13 protein-coding genes are annotated in these 17,317 nt (G+C 67.8%); 1 reads left to right on the top strand and 12 read right to left on the bottom strand.

Annotated features, from left to right (window positions below; all coding sequences use genetic code 11):
• Positions 1-71 precede the first annotated feature (71 nt).
• The gene (locus B5X90_RS05090; protein WP_079550574.1) at positions 72-2,564 is read right to left on the bottom strand and encodes a Tex family protein; all 2,493 of its coding nucleotides are present in this window, start codon (positions 2,562-2,564) and stop codon (positions 72-74) included.
• A 140-nt stretch (positions 2,565-2,704) separates the two neighbouring features.
• A complete protein-coding gene (locus B5X90_RS05085; RefSeq protein ID WP_079550465.1) occupies positions 2,705-3,310 on the bottom strand; it encodes an SOUL family heme-binding protein in 606 nt (201 codons plus the stop codon).
• Positions 3,311-3,486: 176 nt separating this feature from the next.
• Here B5X90_RS05085 and B5X90_RS05080 point away from each other — a divergent pair, with 176 nt between their 5' ends.
• Positions 3,487-7,134 carry a TM0106 family RecB-like putative nuclease gene (locus B5X90_RS05080; protein ID WP_079550463.1) on the top strand — a complete coding sequence of 1,216 codons (3,648 nt, stop codon included), beginning with the start codon at positions 3,487-3,489 and terminating at the stop codon, positions 7,132-7,134.
• Between the two features lie 129 nt (positions 7,135-7,263).
• Here B5X90_RS05080 and B5X90_RS05075 read toward each other — a convergent pair whose 3' ends face one another.
• From B5X90_RS05075 to B5X90_RS05035, 10 genes are all read right to left on the bottom strand, one after another.
• Complete coding sequence (locus B5X90_RS05075; protein ID WP_079550461.1) at positions 7,264-8,091, bottom strand: triose-phosphate isomerase family protein; 828 nt, start codon at positions 8,089-8,091, stop codon at positions 7,264-7,266.
• Positions 8,092-8,152: 61 nt separating this feature from the next.
• The gene (locus tag B5X90_RS05070) at positions 8,153-9,502 is read right to left on the bottom strand and encodes an MFS transporter (protein WP_079550459.1); all 1,350 of its coding nucleotides are present in this window, start codon (positions 9,500-9,502) and stop codon (positions 8,153-8,155) included.
• Positions 9,503-9,624: 122 nt separating this feature from the next.
• A complete protein-coding gene (locus tag B5X90_RS21560; RefSeq protein WP_018775883.1) occupies positions 9,625-9,750 on the bottom strand; it encodes a hypothetical protein in 126 nt (41 codons plus the stop codon).
• Positions 9,751-9,762: 12 nt separating this feature from the next.
• The gene (locus tag B5X90_RS05065; protein ID WP_026539080.1) at positions 9,763-10,530 is read right to left on the bottom strand and encodes an SDR family NAD(P)-dependent oxidoreductase; all 768 of its coding nucleotides are present in this window, start codon (positions 10,528-10,530) and stop codon (positions 9,763-9,765) included.
• Between the two features lie 36 nt (positions 10,531-10,566).
• Positions 10,567-11,553 (bottom strand): 3-hydroxyacyl-CoA dehydrogenase family protein, encoded by a 987-nt coding sequence (locus tag B5X90_RS05060; RefSeq protein ID WP_079550456.1) that lies wholly within the window; start codon positions 11,551-11,553, stop codon positions 10,567-10,569.
• A 2-nt stretch (positions 11,554-11,555) separates the two neighbouring features.
• Positions 11,556-12,038, bottom strand: a complete 483-nt coding sequence (locus B5X90_RS05055; RefSeq protein ID WP_079550454.1) for a ribose-5-phosphate isomerase — start codon at positions 12,036-12,038, stop codon at positions 11,556-11,558.
• Positions 12,035-13,807 (bottom strand): dihydroxyacetone kinase subunit DhaL, encoded by a 1,773-nt coding sequence (gene dhaL, locus B5X90_RS05050; RefSeq protein ID WP_079550451.1) that lies wholly within the window; start codon positions 13,805-13,807, stop codon positions 12,035-12,037. The genes B5X90_RS05055 and dhaL overlap by 4 nt, the downstream gene beginning before the upstream one ends.
• Positions 13,808-13,972: 165 nt before the next feature.
• Complete coding sequence (locus B5X90_RS05045; protein WP_079550449.1) at positions 13,973-14,977, bottom strand: sugar phosphate isomerase/epimerase family protein; 1,005 nt, start codon at positions 14,975-14,977, stop codon at positions 13,973-13,975.
• 149 nt (positions 14,978-15,126) lie between these two features.
• Positions 15,127-15,837, bottom strand: coding sequence for a GntR family transcriptional regulator (locus B5X90_RS05040; protein ID WP_079550447.1), 711 nt, complete (start codon positions 15,835-15,837; stop codon positions 15,127-15,129).
• A gap of 395 nt (positions 15,838-16,232) precedes the next feature.
• Positions 16,233-17,303 carry an alkene reductase gene (locus B5X90_RS05035; protein WP_079550445.1) on the bottom strand — a complete coding sequence of 357 codons (1,071 nt, stop codon included), beginning with the start codon at positions 17,301-17,303 and terminating at the stop codon, positions 16,233-16,235.
• Positions 17,304-17,317: the final 14 nt, after the last annotated feature.

Here is a 17,317-nt window from a genome sequence, read left to right as displayed (position 1 = left end):
TACTAGTTATGCGCCAAGCGGTAGGGAATCCGCGACGAACGGTAGGTGCGGTGCGGCAGCCGCGCCGGGCGCTACTTGCCCAGGCCGGCTTTCCGGAGCGCCTCGGCCATCGCGGTGTTGACCGGCGACGGCGTGGGGGACGGCTTCTGCGGTTGCCTGCCCGGCGTCCGCCGGTCGGGTGCCGGTTTCCCGGACGGCTGCCTTCCGGACGGTTGTTTCGACTGCTGGTTCGGCTGCTGTTTCGACGGCGCCTGTGACGCCGGCTGCCGCGGACGTTCCGGCCGCGAGTCCGCACGCCCGCCAGCGGCACGACCGCCAGCCGGGCGGTCTGCGGCAGCGCGGCCGCCCGCCGCACGACCGCCGGGGGCTGCCGGTGCGTCGTCGAGCCTGAGGGTGAGCGAGATGCGTTTGCGCTCCGGGTCCGCCTCCAGCACCTTGACCCGGACCACCTGCCCGGATTTGACCACCTCACGGGGGTCGGAGACAAAGCGGTTGGCCAGGGCCGACACGTGCACGAGCCCGTCCTGGTGCACCCCGACGTCGACGAACGCGCCGAACGCCGCCACGTTGGTCACGGTTCCCTCCAGCACCATGCCTGGCCGGAGGTCCGAGATCTTCTCGATGCCTTCAGAAAACGCTGCCGCCGCGAAGGCCGGACGCGGATCACGGCCCGGCTTCTCAAGCTCGGCGATGATGTCCCGCACGGTGGGCAGGCCGAAGGAGCCGTCCACGAAGTCCTGCGGGTTCAGCGCCGCGAAGCTTCCCGCAGCGGGCGCTTTACCGGCGGCCGCCTTGATTTTCCGGGCTACCGGGTAGGCCTCCGGGTGCACGCTGGAGGCGTCCAGCGGCTCCGCTCCCCCAGTTATCCGCAGGAAGCCGGCGCACTGCTCAAACGCCTTGGCGCCCAGCCGCGGGACCTTCTTGAGCTCGCTGCGCTTGGCGAAGGGCCCGTGCTCGTTCCGGTACGCCACAATGTTCTCGCTCAGCAGCGGCCCGACCCCGGCCACCCGGCTCAAGAGTGCGGGCGAGGCGGTGTTGACGTCCACGCCCACCGCGTTCACGCAGTCCTCGACCACGGCATCCAGGCTGCGGTCCAGCTTCGCGGCCGTGACGTCGTGCTGGTACTGCCCGACGCCGATCGATTTCGGCTCAATCTTCACCAGCTCCGCGAGCGGGTCCTGCAGCCGCCGGGCGATCGAGACGGCGCCGCGCAGGGACACGTCCATGCCGGGCAGCTCCGCCGCGGCGAGCGCCGACGCCGAATACACCGATGCCCCGGCCTCGGACACCACAATTTTCTGCAGCTTGTTTTCTGACCCGGAGGAGACCTGCTTGAGCAGTTCGGCGGCGAGCTTGTCCGTCTCCCTCGACGCGGTGCCGTTGCCGATCGCGACGAGTTGGACCCCGTGCTTCGTGGCGAGGCCCACGAGGGTCCGCAGCGCCTCGTCCCATTTCCGGGCCGGGGCGTGCGGGTAGACGGTGTCCGTCGCGACCACTTTGCCGGTGCCATCCACCACGGCGACCTTGACGCCGGTGCGCAGTCCCGGGTCCAGGCCCAAGGTGGCGCGGTTCCCGGCCGGTGCGGCCAGCAGCACATCGCGCAGGTTCGCGGCGAACACGCGCACGGCTTCATCCTCAGCGGCGGCGAACATGCGGCTCCGCAGGTCGGCCGTCAGCCGCGCCAGCACCCGTGAGCGCCAGGCCAGCTGCGCGGTCTGCAGCAGCCAGGCATCGGCGGGCCGGCCGCGGTCGGCGACCCCGAGGAACCTGGCCACGGCCGCTTCGTACCGGCCGCGCGCGGCGGTGAGGGCGGCGTCGTCGTTCGGATCAGCCTCGGCGAGATCCAGCTCCAGCGCGCCGTCCTTTTCTCCGCGCAACAGCGCCAGGACACGGTGCGAGGGCATGCCGGCCGGCTGCTGGGAGAACTCGAAGTAGTCCTTGAACTTCTGGCCCTCGGCTTCCTTTCCTTTCTTTACCCGGGACACCATCCGGCCCTGGGTCCACAGCCGTTCCCGGAGCGTGGCGGCCAGGTCCGCGTCCTGGGCGACGCGTTCCACCAGGATGGAGCGGGCACCGGCGAGCGCCGCGGCCGCGTCCCCGATCGAGTGTTCGGCGTTGAGGTACTTGGCCGCCTCGCGTTCCGGGTCCAGTTCGGGGCGCTTGAGCAGGGCGTCGGCGAGCGGCTCCAGCCCGGCTTCGCGGGCGATCTGCGCCTTGGTGCGCCGCTTGGTTTTGAACGGGAGGTAGATGTCCTCCAGCCGCGACTTCGTGTCCGCGGCGACGACTGCGGCCTGCAGTTCCGGGGTCAGCGCGCCCTGGGCGGCAATCGCCTCGAGGATACTCCGGCGCCGGTCCTCGAGCTCGCGCAGGTAACGCAGCCGCTCCTCCAGCTCGCGGAGCTGGGTATCGTCCAGGGTGCCGGTCGCTTCCTTCCGGTAGCGCGCGATGAAGGGCACGGTGGACCCGGCGTCGAGCAGATCCACGGCGGCCTTGACCTGCCACGGCAGGACGCCGAGCTCGCCCGCGATCTGGGCGGCGATGCCGGACTCCTGGGAATGCGGCATGCCGGTCTGTGCTGAGCCGGCCTTCGCGGAGGGGCCGGTCTTCGCGGAGGGGCCGGAGGCGGGCGGCCCGGAGGCGGGCAAGGCGGGTGAGGCGGGGCGCTGCGGGTGTTGGGTCACCAAACCATTTTGCCTTATCCCGGTCAGCGGCCGGGCTCGCCTGAAGGCGGAAAGGACTCTTGCACGTCCTGAACAACCTCGTTGCGGCGCAGGAACCACGGCTTGAACGGCGGATCAAAACGGGCGAATCGTGGCGGACCCACAGCCTTCAGCCCGGCAAGCTTCAGTGCCTCCTGGAGGCCTTCGTTTCGCCGTAGAAAGGCCGCCTCCGACCCGCTGCCCGAGAACCGAAGAGCGGCTGCCAAAGAACCCGGCAGGGTCCGGACTTTGACGTCGGGGTTGGCCGGGACCGGCGCCGTCTCCGCCGTCACCCCGGCGGGGAGCACGAAGGCGACGATGAAATCAGTGGGCTCTGCGCTTCCCGGGAGCGGTCCGCTTTGCAGTACCGGAGCGGTCATCGCCAGCTTTTGCGACGCCCCGGGTTCCTGGATCACCGGGGCCGTCATCGCCAGCTTTCGTTGCGCCGTGTTGCTGCCGCTGATGTAGTTGAACAGGGGCCGGAAGGCGGCATTCCCGGCGCGGTCGAAGGTCGCGTTGACCTCTATTTCCGCCACAGCGTAAGCAGGATAGCGGCGCAGCTCGAAGTGCGCGTAGCGCTGGACCAGCTCATACGGTTGTTGTTCCGTCATAATTCTCAGACCCTACGCCGGTCCTACGACAGGAACCACGGTACCTGGCCTCTTTACAGGTTCTTGGTTCCCAGTTCTTGGTTCCCGGTTCCTGGCTGGTGCTTGATTGTCAGAGGGCTTTGATAGCTTGAATAGCGGAGGTCAACAACAACGGGGGCACCAACAACGGGGGCGCAGTGTTTTTTCTTGAACCTGAGGTACCGGGCTCATCACCTGACCTGGTCTACTCCGCGAGCGACCTCGTGGTGGCTGCGAGTTGCGAGTATCAGCTGCTGCGGAAACTCGACGAGAAGCTGGGCCGGTCCCCCAGAGCCACATTCGAAGACGACGAGATGCTCAAGCATGCAGCGGTGCTGGGTGACCTCCACGAGCGCAAGGTCCTCGGCGGTTTCGTTGCGGAGTTCGGCCCCTGGGATCCGGCCACCGGGCACGGTGTGTACGACGTCGTCCCGGCTGAGTCCATGGACCGGGCCACGCTGGCGGCCAAGCACGCCGAGTCTATTGAGGCGCTGCGCGCGGGAGCCGACGTCGTCTTCCAGGCCGCCTTCTTCGACGGCCAGTTCCACGGCCGCTCCGACTTCCTCGTGCGGCAGTCCGACGGCAGTTACGCCGTGTTTGACACCAAGCTCGCCCGCCACGCGAAGGTGACGGCCTTGCTCCAGCTGGCCGCTTACGGCGACCAGCTGCTGAAGGCCGGAATCCCGGTGGACCCGGCGGTGACACTCGTCCTTGGCTCGACGGTGCGGCTGTCCGGCGGTGGATTCGACTACGTGCGAAGCCACCACAAACTCTCCGAGATCCTGCCGGTCTTCCGCGAGCGCCGCGAGCGTTTCCTCGCGCTGACCGCCGCACACCTCGCACAGCCGGGAACAGTTGGCTGGGGCACGCCCGGGCTCACCGCCTGTGGCCGCTGCGATTACTGCCAGGAGCAAGTCAAAGCCACCGACGATCTCCTCCTCGTGGCCCGGATGAACTCCGTGCAGCGCAAGAACTTCCACGAACGTGGGATTCGTTCAGTCACTGACCTGGCGCAAGCGACCCTCACCAAGCCCACACCTGCGCTCCTGCGCCTGCAGGAACAGGCGCGGATGCAGAGCGGCGTTGGCCCTGCCGACGGAGAAGTCTGCTACCGCAAGGACGGCGAAGAGCACACCATCCGCTACGGCGTCCTACCCGGGAACACGTTGGCCGAGCTGCCCCCACCGAGCCGGGGCGATATTTTCTTCGACTTCGAGGGCGATCCGCTGTGGCAGGACCGCGCCACGGGAGTGTGGGGGCTCGAGTACCTGTTCGGCGTGATCGAGGCGCCCACCGAGCCCGGCAGTCCGGGGATTTTCCGGCCATTCTGGGCCCACAGCCGGGAGGCGGAGAAGCAGGCGTTCCTGGATTTCCTTGACTATGTCGAGAAACGCCGGCGGGATTTTCCGGACATGCACGTCTACCACTACGCACCGTATGAAAAAACGGCGCTTCGTAAACTCTCGGTGATGCACGTTGCCGGGGAGGACATCGTGGACGAGTGGCTCCGCGAAGGCCTGCTGGTGGACCTGTACCAAGCGGTCCGGAACAGCATCAGGATCTCCGAAAACTCCTACAGCATCAAGAAGCTGGAGCCGCTCTACATGGGGGCGAACCTTCGAACTGGCGACGTGAAGGACGCCGGCGCCTCCGTGATTGCCTATGCTCGGTTCTGCGACGCGAGGGACAATGAGCGGCCCGACGAAGCGGCCACGATCCTCGCCGGGATCTCCGACTACAACGAATACGACTGCCTGTCCACGCTGGAGCTCCGGAACTGGCTGCTCGGGCTGGCCCAGGAACGCCGGCTGGAGCCGCACGGCGCCGGGGCGGGCACCGCCGGGTCCGGCTCCGTGCGGACTGGCGCCGCGTCCGGCGCGGAGGCGGGCCCAGAGGCCGGCCCCGACGACGGCGGCTCGGCAGGAGCCGATGCCGCCCTTGCCCCGGCTGAGCTGGCACTGATGGAATTTGCTGAGCCCGGCAGCGGCTTGTCCGAGGACGACCGTAAGGCCGTCGCCATGCTGGCCGCGGCCGTGAGCTACCACCGCCGGGAGCGCAAGTCGTTCTGGTGGGCGCACTTCGACCGGTGTGAGCACGGTCCGGACACCCACGAACGGGACCGGAACGTTTTCCTCGTCGAATCCGCGGAGATCCTCGACGACTGGCAACAGGCGGGGACCAAGCTTCCGGAGCGGCGCGTCAAGCTGTCAGGGTCCGTGAGTCCCGGGTCGGACCTCCGCGAGGGCAGCAAATGGTTCCGCATGTACGAGCTGCCTCTTCCCGCCGGGCTGGAGGGTACCGGCAAGAACGGAACCGGACGGAGCGGATGGTTCGGCACGGAGGTCCTGGAGCTGGGGCATGAGGACGGCAAGGACACCGTCATCATCAGGGACCGGCTGCACCGGAAGATACCTCCCTACAATGACCTCCCCATTGCGCTGACAGAAGACCAACCCCTCGCCACCAAGAGCCTCGAGCAAGCACTGGCAGCCCTCGCTGACACGGTGGTCGCCGGCCTGGGTTCCGGCTCCCTGCCCCGCCATCCCGCGCTTGACCTCGTCCGGCGTCAGCCGCCGAGGCTGGCCGCCGGAGCTTCACTGCCGCAGCCTGGTGCCGGACCGGACCGCTTCATCGAAGCCATCACGGCCGCGGTGCTGGCCCTTGACCACTCCTACCTGGCAGTGCAGGGTCCGCCCGGAACCGGCAAGACCCATGTGGGGTCCCACGTCATCGCCCGGCTCGTGGCCCGCGGCTGGAAAGTCGGCGTCGTCGGCCAGTCGCACGCGGTGGTGGAGAACCTGCTGAAGACCGCCGTCACGAAGGCCGGGGTCGACCCGGCGCTGGTGGCCAAAGACGTGAAGCACACCGACGCCCTGCCGTGGGCCCGGCGCACCGGCAAGGACGTTGCGGAGCTGCTGGGTGCGCCTGGAGGCGTCCTCGTCGGCGGCACGGCGTGGACCATGACCGGCGCCACCGTCCCGGCCGGTTCCCTGGATCTCCTGGTGATTGACGAGGCCGGCCAGTTCTCGCTGGCCAACACCCTTGCCGTGGCGCAGGCCAGCAGCCGGCTGCTCTTGCTCGGCGACCCGCAGCAGCTGCCTCAGGTCAGCCAAGGCAGGCACCCCGAGCCGGTCGACGAGTCGGCCCTGGGCTGGATTTCCGCAGGCCACGCCACGCTGCCGCCCGAGCTTGGCTACTTCTTGGCCGACTCATGGCGGATGAACTCAGAACTGTGCCTCGCCGTCTCGGAGTTATCCTACGAAGGCCGGTTGCGTTCCGCCCCGTCCGCGGATCTGCGCCGTCTGGAGGGTGTGCCCGCGGGGGTTGAGACGGTGATGGTGCCGCACAGCGGGAACACGACGTCGTCGCCCCAGGAGGCTGCCGAGGTCGTCGGGCAGGTGCGCCGCCATTTGGGCCTTTCCTGGCACACCGCAGACGGCGCCCGGCCCTTGGAGGCGTCCGACATTCTGGTGGTGGCTGCCTACAACGCCCAGGTCAATGTCATCCGTGATGCCCTGGACGCCGCGAATCTCTCCGGCGTGCGGGTGGGGACCGTGGATAAGTTCCAGGGCCAGGAGGCCGCCGTCGTGATTGTGTCCATGGCATGTTCTGCGGTGGCCGAGGCACCGCGGGGCATGGAGTTCCTGCTCTCGCGGAACCGGATCAATGTGGCGGTGTCCCGTGGCCAATGGCGTGCCGTGATCGTCCGCGCGCCCCAACTGACCAACTACCTCCCCGCCCACCCCGAGGGCCTGGAGCAGCTGGGCGGCTTCATCGGCCTGTGCCAAAGGTCAGTCAGCGGGTAGCTGAGGGACATGCTCATTTCTCGTGGCAACTATGCGGGACATGCTCATTTTTCGGTGGCCTCCGCGTGGGACAGGCTCATTCTTGGCCTCGGGCAACGGACATCAAGGCATCGTGCCCATCACTGGCGGTCAGGGCTGGACATGTCCCGCGGTGGCGGGGTCCGTCGCGGGGAGGCCTTCGGCCAGCACGAGCGCCTCATCGAGCACCGTGCCGAAATTCACCGGCTCGTGCGCGAACCGGCCCAGGAACAATCCGGAAACGCCCTCGAGGGTTGGCAGCAATCCCGGTTTGGCCGATCCGCCGTAAATGACCGGCAACCCTGGCACGCCGGCGAAAGTCAGCTGATCCCGGAGCCGCTGGACGACGTCGGACACGTAGGCGGCGGCCGCCGGCTCGGCCGCACCGATGGCCCAGACGGGTTCGTAGGCCACCACCAGGCGGCCGGCGAGGTCCCAGTCGCCGTCGACGGCCGACTCGATCTGGCGGAACACAAAGTCCGCCGCGGCCGCAGGCTGCCCGCCGTCGCGCTCCCCCACGCACAGCAGCGGGGTGAGCCCGGCGTCGCCCGCGGCCCGGACCTTGCGGGTGACCATGGCGTCGTCCTCGCCGAAGTGCCGCCGGCGTTCGGCGTGGCCGATCTCCACGAGCCGGACGCCGAGTTCCGCGAGCATGGACGGGGCTACTTCCCCGGTCCACGGCCCGGCCGCCCAGCCGCAGTTCTGCGCACCGAGCAGCAACGGCGAACCCGCCAGAAGCCGGGCCGCAGCGGGCAGGACAGGGAAGGACGGGATGACAAACGGGACCACCCGCCCGGCCTCGAGGGCCGGGCGGGTGTCCACTTCGTGCTGCAGCCGCTCCAGCCAGTCCAGGCTGTCCCGGTACCCGAGGTACATCTTGGTGCTGACCCCCACCAGGATGCTGGTGCTGGAGGTCTGGCTGCCGGGGCTTTGCTGCATGAGTTGGTGCTTTCTGCTGGATCCAGTTGATGGGCGCTGGGAGCCGGGGGCTGGGAGGCCTTTACTGCTCCAGCAGCTCGTCGGCCTTGTTCTTGAAGCGGCGGGTCGCGAACATCATGGCCGCTGCCAGGAACGGGAGCACGCCGAGGGCGTAGACGCCCATGGTCCCGGTCTCCGAGGCGGTGATCTGGTTGACCGAGGTGCGCAGGATGGGCGCGACGAAGCCGCCGAGGTTTCCGAGCGAGTTGATCAGGCCGATCCCCGCGGCCGCGGCCGTTCCGGTGAGGAACGCCGTCGGGTAGGACCACGCGATGGGGCCGATGGAGAGGAACGAGCACACGGCGAGGGTGATGAAGATGATGCCGAGCGCCGGAATGTGGTTGGCGCCGGCCCACGCGGAGCCGAAGATGCAGAGTCCGGTGGAGATGAACAGCCCGGTGCCCCAGACCCGGCGGCGGATCACCGTGTTGGCGGCCTTGCCGATGAAGTAGCAGGCGAAGATGCCGAAGAACCATGGGATGGCTGCCATCAGGCCGACGGCGATGCCCACCTTCTGGCCGGTCAGCTGGGCGACCTGCTGCGGCAGGTAGAAGGTGACGCCGTAGACGGCGATCTGCAGGCAGAAGTAGATGATGGTGAAGTACCAGACCTTGCCGTTCTTCATGGCGGCCAGGACACCGTGCGGGCCGGACTCTTCCTTGACGGTGTCCTCCAGCGCCATGACTTCCAGGAGCGCGTTCTTCTCGTCCTTGTCCAGGAACTTGGCGTCCTGCGGGCTGTTGATCAGGAAGAAATAGGCGGCGATGCCAGCGATGACGGCCAGCATGCCTTCGACGAAGAACATGACCTGCCAGCCTTGGACGCCGGGAACCTGATCGCCGATGTTGATCAGCCAGCCGGACAGCGGGGCGCCCAGCATCTGGGAGAACGGCTGGGCCAGGTAGAAGATGGCGAACATCTTGACGCGGACCTTGTTGGGGAACCACGCGGCCAGGAACATGATGACGCCGGGGAACAGCCCGGCCTCGGTGACGCCCAGCAGGAACCGCAGGATGATGAAGGACGTCTCACCCTGCACGAACGCGAAGCAGGCCGAGACGATGCCCCACGTGATGGCGATGCGGGCCAGCCATACCTTGGCACCGAACTTGGTCAGGAGCAGGTTGCTCGGGATCTCGAACAGGGCGTAGCCGATGAAGAAGATCCCGGCGCCCAGGGCGAAGGCGCCGGCGCTAATGCCCTTGTCGACGCCCAGGGCAGCTTCGGAGAAGCCGACGTTGGTGCGGTCCAGGAAGGCCACCACATACAGGATCACCAGCATGGGCATGAGCCGGCGTGAGGCCTTGGAGATGGCCGATTTAAGGACCGGTGTCTCCAGGAGGTCCCGGGTGGACGTAGTTGTTACGGACATAAAAACTCCTCGTCGAGCAATCAGTGGTGTAACTCAGGGGGTGAATCAGTTGCATGAAAGTGGCCGGATCCGGCCGGCCAAGGTAGGCCAAGACAGGCCGGGCCGGATCCGGCCGGAGAAAACTAGCGCGAAAAAACCATCATCAGTACGCCGGCCACGCAGGCCAGGATCCCGACCGCGAGGTAGATCTTCCGTCCCTTGCTCCAGGCTGCGAATCCGGACGCGGGGGTTTGGCTGTGTTGTGCCACGATGCTTCTTCCTTAGTGCATGTAGAGTCCGCCATCCACATTCAGCGTCTGGCCGGAGATGTAGCCGGCGTCCTCGCTGATGAGGAAGGCGATGGCTGCTGCGATGTCCCGGGTGGAGCCGACCCGGTTGACCACGAGGTCTTTGGTGAGTTCGTCCTTGCGTTCCTCGCTGAGGGTGCCGCCCATGATGTCGGTGTCGATGGGTCCGGGTGAGATGGCGTTGACCGTGATGTCGTATTCGCCCAGTTCACGGGCCGTGGCGCGGGTCAGGCCGATCACGCCGGCTTTCGCCACGGAGTACGGCGTCTTGGAGAAGGTGCCGCCGCCGCGCTGCGCGGAGACAGAGGAGATGTTCACGATGCGCCCGATCCTGTTCTTCACCATGGATTCTGCGACGCGGCGGGTGGCGTAGTGGACGCCGTTGAGGTTGATGTTCAGCACCCGGTCCCATTCGGCGGCGTCGAGTTCCAGGTAGGGCACCGGAGAGCTGACGCCGGCCACGTTGGCGAGCGCAACGATCTGCGGCAGTTCCGCCTCGATGGCGTCGATGGCCGCGCGGACCGAGCCTTCGTCGGAAACGTTGGCGCCGGCGCCGAAGGCCTTGACGCCGTGTTCGGCTGCCAGTTCCTTGGCCGCCGCCTTGCAGAGGGCGTCGTCGAGGTCGATGATGCCGATGTTCCAGCCCTGGGCCGCCAGGTAGCTGGCGGTGGCGCGGCCGATGCCGCGCTCGGACACGGCGCCGGTGATGATGGCGGTGCGTTCTGTGGGGAAAGTGCTCATGGGAAGGCTCCTGAAGTGAAAGAGGAAGGGGCGGAATCAGCTGATGGGGGCGGGGCCGAGCTCGTCGATGAGCTTCTGCATGGCCACGTACGCCTTGTTCCGGTAGGCGATCAGTTCCGGTGTGCGCTCCGCCGGGACGTTGAGGAAGCCCGCTCCGGTCTTGGTGCCCAGCTTTCCGGCCTCCACCAGGTCGGTGAGGATCTTCGGGGTGGCGAACCGTTCCGGGAAATCGGTCTGGAGGGACTTATAGCAGAAGTTGTAGACGTCCAGCCCGGCCATGTCGGCAATGGCGAAGGGCCCGAAGAACGGCAGCCGGAAGCCGAAGGTGGTGCGGACCAGGGTGTCGACGTCCTCCGCGGTCGCGATCTCCTGCTCCACCAGCTGGGCGGCCTCGTGGAACAGCGCGTACTGGAGCCGGTTGAGCACGAAGCCGGTGACGTCCTTGACGACGGCGGTCTGCTTGTTGGCGGCGTGCACGAGGTCGCGGACGGCGCCGACCGTGGCGGCCGACGTGCCGGCGTGAGGGATGATTTCGACGCCCGGGATGAACGGGGACGGGTTGGAGAAGTGCACGCCCAGGAAGCGTTCCGGGTTGGTGACCGGCCCGGAGAGGTCGGCGATGGAGATCGTGGACGTGTTGGACCCGATGATGGCGTCCGGGCGGGCGGCCGCGCTGATGCGGGCCAGCGTCTGGTGCTTGATCTCGATGACCTCGGGGACGGCTTCTTCGATGAAGTCGGCGTCCGCCACGGCCTGCTCGATGTCCTTGGCGGCCCAGAGGTTTTCCTTCAGGATGGCGGTGGCGCCTTCCGGGAAGAGCCCCGCGGCAACAAATTCGTCGGATTCGGCGAGGAGCCGCTCGTAGTTCTTCTGGGCCACTTCCGCGGACACATCCGCGAGCGCCACCCGGGCGCCGCCGAGTGCCAGGACCTGTGCGATCCCGCCGCCCATGTACCCGGAGCCGACGACGGCGATCTTGCGGGCGGCGTTGAGGGCGGCCGCGGTTGCTGTTGATTCGGTCATGTTCAGACTGCCTTCGTGTATTCGGGTTCGTACGAGCAGATGGCGTCCACCTTCGCGGCGGAGGAGGAGTTTTCGTCGAAGCGGTGGCTCAGCCATTCGCCCACGAGCTTCTTGGCCAGTTCCAGCCCGATGACGCGCTGCCCCAGCGTGAGCACCTGGGCGTTGTTGCTCAGGACGGACCGTTCCACCGAGTAGCTGTCGTGGGCCGTGACGGCACGGATGCCGGGGACCTTGTTGGCCGCGATCGCCACGCCCAGGCCGGTGCCACAGATCAGCAGCGCCCGGTCGGCGTCGCCGTCGGCGATCTTGCGGGCCGCGTCGACGGCGACGTGCGGATAGGCGGTGGAGTCGTCGGCGCCGACTCCCACGTCCTGGACGGACGCCACCCGGGGGTCGGCTTCGAGGAGCGCCTTCAGCGCGTTCTTGTATTCGACGCCGGCCTCATCGTTGCCGATGACCACGCGCCAGCCTGTTGCTGTGCTCATGCTTGTGCTCCTTGTTCCGCCGGCTCGGGGGTGCCGGGCCGGGATCCTGTGTCTGCGGTGTCGGTGTGGGTGGATATCCGGGTCGCGATGAGGGCGAAGGACACCGCGCCGGGGTCGGGGTGGCCGAGGCTCTTCTCGGCGAGCGGGCGGGCCCGGCCTTTGAGCGGCCGCAGCCCGGCCGTCCGGTCGGCGGCGGTGGTGGCGGCGGCCGCCGCCGCCGCGAGGGAACCGGCCACCGGTGTGCCGGCGTCGAACGCGGTGAGGAACGCGTCTTGGAACGGCAAGAGGGCGTCCACCATGGTCTTGTCCCCCGGCTCGGCCTTGCCGAGCGCGGTGATGGCGTCCACGAAGGCCGTGACCGCGGCGGCTGCGTCCTCGCCGCTGTAGCTGTCTTGGTTGCCCAGGGCCTGTCCGGCCGCGATGACCGCCGAGCCCCAAAGCGCACCCGAGGTGCCGCCGGCGCGTTCGCTCCAGGCCTCCCCCGCGGCGGTCAGGACCGACGACGGCGAGGCGCCGCCGTTGTTCGCGGCAGCCCGCTGGGCCGCGGTGACTGCCGCGTCCACGCCGCGGCGCATCCCGATCCCGTGGTCGCCGTCGCCGGCGATGGCATCGAGCCGGCCCAGTTCTTCCTCATGCTCGACTACCACGTCCCGCACCTGCCCGAGCAAGTCGGCGGCCAGTTGGCCGAGGGCTGCCGCCGCAGCGGTGGGCCGTTCGAGGTCGGCGGTCTCCTCGGCGTCCGGACCGGCGAGTTCGCGGCGGGCACGGGGTGCAAGGTTTCCCTTGCGGAACGCCGGGGTGTCGGCCGGGGCGGCCCAGTACTGCTCGAGTTCCTCGTCCAGCCACAGCAGGGTCAGGGACAGTCCGGACATGTCCAGGCTGGTGACGAGCTCGCCGCATTCGGGTTCGACGACGGTGAGCCCGGCTGCGGTGAGGAGCTTCTCGATCTTGCCGAAGAGCAGGAAAAGTTCGTCGTACTTGACCGTGCCGAGGCCGTTCACGATTGCGACCACGCGGGTGCCGACGTCGTCCGGCTTGTCGGCCAGGAGCCGGCTGACCAGGAGTTCGGCCAGTTCGGAGGCGGTGGGCATGGGGTGGTCGGAGATCCCCGGTTCGCCGTGGATGCCCAGGCCCAGGGACATGTGCCCCGCGGGGACCGAGAACAGCGGGGCCTCCGCGCCGGGCAGGGTGCAGCCGTCGAAGGCCACGCCGAGGGACCGGGTGCGGTAGTTGGTCCGGATGGCCAGCCGTTCGACGTCGTCCAGGCTCAGTCCCGCCTCTGCGGCGGCGCCGGCGATCTTGAAGACTGTCAGGTCCCCGGCGATGCCGCGGCGCTTCTCAATTTGCTCCAGCGGGGCGCTGGCGATGTCGTCGGTGACCAGGACGGTACGGGTTTCGATGCCTTCGGCGTTGAGGCGCAGCTGGGCCTGCCCGAAGTGCAGGACATCGCCGGCGTAGTTGCCGTAGCTCAGCAGCACGCCGCCGCCGGCGTTGGCAGCCTTGGCCACGCGGTAGACCTGGCCGGCCGCGGGCGAGGCGAACATGTTGCCGCAGGCTGAGGCGGTGGCCAGGCCGGGCCCGACGAGTCCGGCGAAGGCCGGGTAATGCCCGGAACCGCCGCCGACCACTAGGGCCACCTGCCCGGAGGGGACTTCGGTGGAGCGGACGACGCCGCCGTCGACGCGGGCCACGTAGCCGCGGTTGGCCGCAACGAAGCCGTCCAGTGCCTCATCCGCGAAATCAGCGGGATTGTCGAAGATCTGGGTCATGGTTCCTCATTGAATCCGTGTTGGAGAACTAATGCTGTGGGTAGAGAGCTGGGGTGGTGCGGCCGCCCCCCCAAGTGGCTTGACGGCCGCACCACGCGCCGGTGTCGGCGCCCGTTCAGCGCCTGGTCAGGCGCTGAGTTCAGAAGCTGGCTTCAGACGCCGAGGTCAGACGCTGGCGAGTGCCGTGGCTGCCGGCAGCTGCCGGCCCTGGGCCACCTGGCTGGTGCCGAGGGTGTAGCCGTCGGTCTTCGGCAGGACCTGGCGGCGGAGGTAGTCCTGGTTGCTGGCCGTGACGCTGAGGCCGTCGCCGCCGTAGTGCTCGGTGCACAGGATGCCCTGGAAGCCGACGGAGAGCGCGGTCTTGAACGCCTCGCGGTAGTTGATGAGGCCGCTTTCCATCGGGGCCGGCATCGCGACGTAGGCGTCCCGGGCGACGTCCTCGTCGCGGATGTAGTTCTTCATGTGCCAGTAGTTGGAGTACGGGAGGGTCTTGGCGACCATCTCGCGCCAGTCCTCGATCGGGCGGTGCAGCCGGATGAGGTTGCCGATGTCAGGGTTGATGCCGACGTTGGCCAGGCCGATGTCCTGGACCAGCTGAACGGAGGAATCCGCGGTGCCGAGGTAGGTGTCCTCGTACATTTCGAGCGAGAGCAGGACGCCGACCTCGGCGGCGTGCTGGCCAAGTTCGCGCAGGCGGCTTACAGCTTTGCCCCACGTTTCCTTGTCCCCCACCGGGTCCTTGTACCCTTCGACGGTCCAGAACCAGAGCTGCTTCTGCTGCTCGGCGGTGATGGCCTGGTGCAGTCCGAACGAGACGACCTCGCAGCCCAGCTCGGCGGCGGCGTCGATGGTGCGGTGGCTGTACGCCAGGTTGGCTTCCCAGTTGCCTTCCTCGATCACGCTGCGGCGGATGGCTGAGATGACGGGGACGCCGATGCCGACGTTGTCCGCGGTCTGCTTGAACTCGGCAAGCCGCGCGGAGCTCAGGTCGCCGGGGCGGACCCAGCTGTCCGTGAGGTCGGCATTGGCAAAGCCGGAGTCCTTGACCTCGGTGAGGACCTCGGCCCAGGCGGAGGCGTCGGCGTCGTTGATGTGGTTGCCCTGCGCGTCGGTCCCCGCGAACTGCAGGAGCGCTGCGGTGATGGGCCAGTTTTCGGCTGTATAGGCCATGGGTTCACTCCTTCGTGGAATCCTGTTTCCTATAGGATTTACTATCGAAAGGATGTTGTCAAGGTCACATTGGGGCATATCGGCAACAATCGAAGATCCTATAGAGGATGACCTCGTGTGTGAAGGGGGCCGTGAAAGTGCCTGGCGGGTTAGTCTGCCGGGGCGTCGGCGATGGCCCGGCCGCGGACCTTGCGCACGTGGTCGGCCATGGCGGCTTCGGCCCTCTGCGCGTCACCCGAGGTCAAGGCATCCAGGACAGCTTGGTGTTCGGCGATCGCGTGATCGGCGTCGGTGATGCCCACTCCCCCGAACAGGCGGAAGCGCTGAATCTGTCCGCCGAGGGCGGCGTAGGCGGCCACCATGAACTGGTTGCCCGTCTGCTCCGCGATCAACCGGTGGAACCGCTCGTCTGCCTCGAGGTAGCCGCGGAACTCGGCAAAGGAGGGCCCGCGCGGGGCGTCCTTGAGATCGGCGACCGCCTGCGCCAGTTCCTTGAGGTGGCTTGGCGTGAGCCGGGAACATGCCAGACGCGCATTCACGGGCTCGATTGCGAGCCGGGCCTCCATGAGTTCGGCGAAGTCCTCCTGGGTGAATACCGGGGCGACCCGGTAGCCCTTGAGCGCGACGCGGCGAACCATGCCGGTGTGTTCGAGCCTGGCAAGTGCTTCCCGGACCGGTGTGGGCGAAACGTCGAGTTCCCGGGCGGTCCCATCGATGCTTACCGCTGCCCCGGGTTCCAGCCGCCCGTCCATCAACGACTCCAGAAGTTCCTCGTAGACGTGGTCCGCCAGGACCTGCCGGCTGACGGGGCGGCCCGCGGGGCGGCCCTCAGAGCCGCTGCCGGTGGAAGCTAGTTGCATGTTCAGATCCTATAGGACTAGGCGTGGCGAGGCCCCTCCGGGACATGCTCAATTGCCGCCACCACCGCTGGACATGCCCCTCGCTCCGCGTCATGGGGCCGGGGGGGACGTGCCCATTCCCTGCGCCAGGCAAGGGACATGTCCAGTGGCCAAGTCGTCGAAGGAACATGTCCCGGTGGCCCGAAATGCATGACGGGACATGCTCACCCGCACACTCCAGCGAGGGACATGTCCAGCCTTAGCCCCAACCAACGAGGGACATGCTCATTGTTAAATGCGATCAGTGGGCAGAATGGCATTCTGCCCACTGATCGTTGCTGCGGCTGAGCATGTCCAGCCAAGCGTGCGCTGCGCTGCGACTCGGCACCGCCGGAGTCACCGCGCCGGACTTGGCCCTAGTTCTGGTAGGCCGGGTAGTCGGTGTAGCCCTCGGCGCCGTCGGCGTAGAACGTGGAGGCGTCTGGCTCGTTGACCGGCAGGCCTTCGCGCCAGCGCCGGGCGAGGTCCGGGTTCGCGATGGCCGGGCGTCCGACGACGACGGCGTCCGCGTGCCCGTCGGCAACCAGCGAAATGGCCTCATCCCGGGTGGTGATGACGCCGAATCCGGTATTGACGAGGAAGGCGCCGTTGAAGCGTGACCGCAGGTCCTGGACCAGTTCGCCGGTGGGATCCTTGTGCAGGATGCTCAGGTAGGCCAGGTTCAGCGGCGCAATGGCATCCACCAGCAGGCGGTACGTCTCGCGGACATCTGCAGCGTCCAGTTCTGTGACACCCTGGACGTTGTGCTCCGGCGAGATCCGGATGCCGACGCGTTCGGCGCCCACGGCCTCAACCACAGCCTTCACAACTTCGATCACGAAGCGCGCCCGGTTCTCGGGCGTGCCGCCGTAGATGTCGTCACGCTGGTTCGACGACGGCGCCAGGAATTCGTGCAGCAGGTACCCGTTGGCAGAGTGCAGCTCCACTCCGTCGAACCCTGCCTCGATCGCGTTCCGCGAGCCCTGGACAAATTCCTGCAGGACGCCGGGCAGTTCGTCGGTGGTCAGGGCGTGCGGCACGGGGTGCGCCTGCTTGCCCTTGGACGTGCGGGTCTCCGCCTCGACGGCGATGGCACTCGGCGCAACCACCTGGTGGCCGCCGGTGATGTCCTCATGCGAAACCCGGCCACCGTGCATGACCTGCGCGAAGATCCGGCCGCCTTCGGCGTGAACGGCGTCCGTGACCTTCTTCCAGCCGGCAATCTGCTCCGGGGTGACGATGCCGGGCTGGCCCGGGTACGAACGCCCGGCCGGGCTCGGGTAGGTGCCCTCGCTGACGATCAGGCCGAGTGAGGCTCGCTGGCGGTAGTGCTCAGCAACCAAGGGCCCCGGAATGCCTTCCTGGCCGGAACGGAGACGGGTCAGCGGCGCCATGACGAGTCGGTTGGGCAGTTCCAGCTCGCCGAGGGTCATCGGGGAAAACAGCATGCGCAATTCCTTTC

The organism is Arthrobacter sp. 49Tsu3.1M3 (genome assembly GCF_900168135.1).
In the GTDB taxonomy this organism is placed as follows: domain Bacteria; phylum Actinomycetota; class Actinomycetes; order Actinomycetales; family Micrococcaceae; genus Arthrobacter.
Note: the sequence above shows the minus strand (reverse complement) of the source record. Positions and strands in the feature narration are given on the sequence as shown.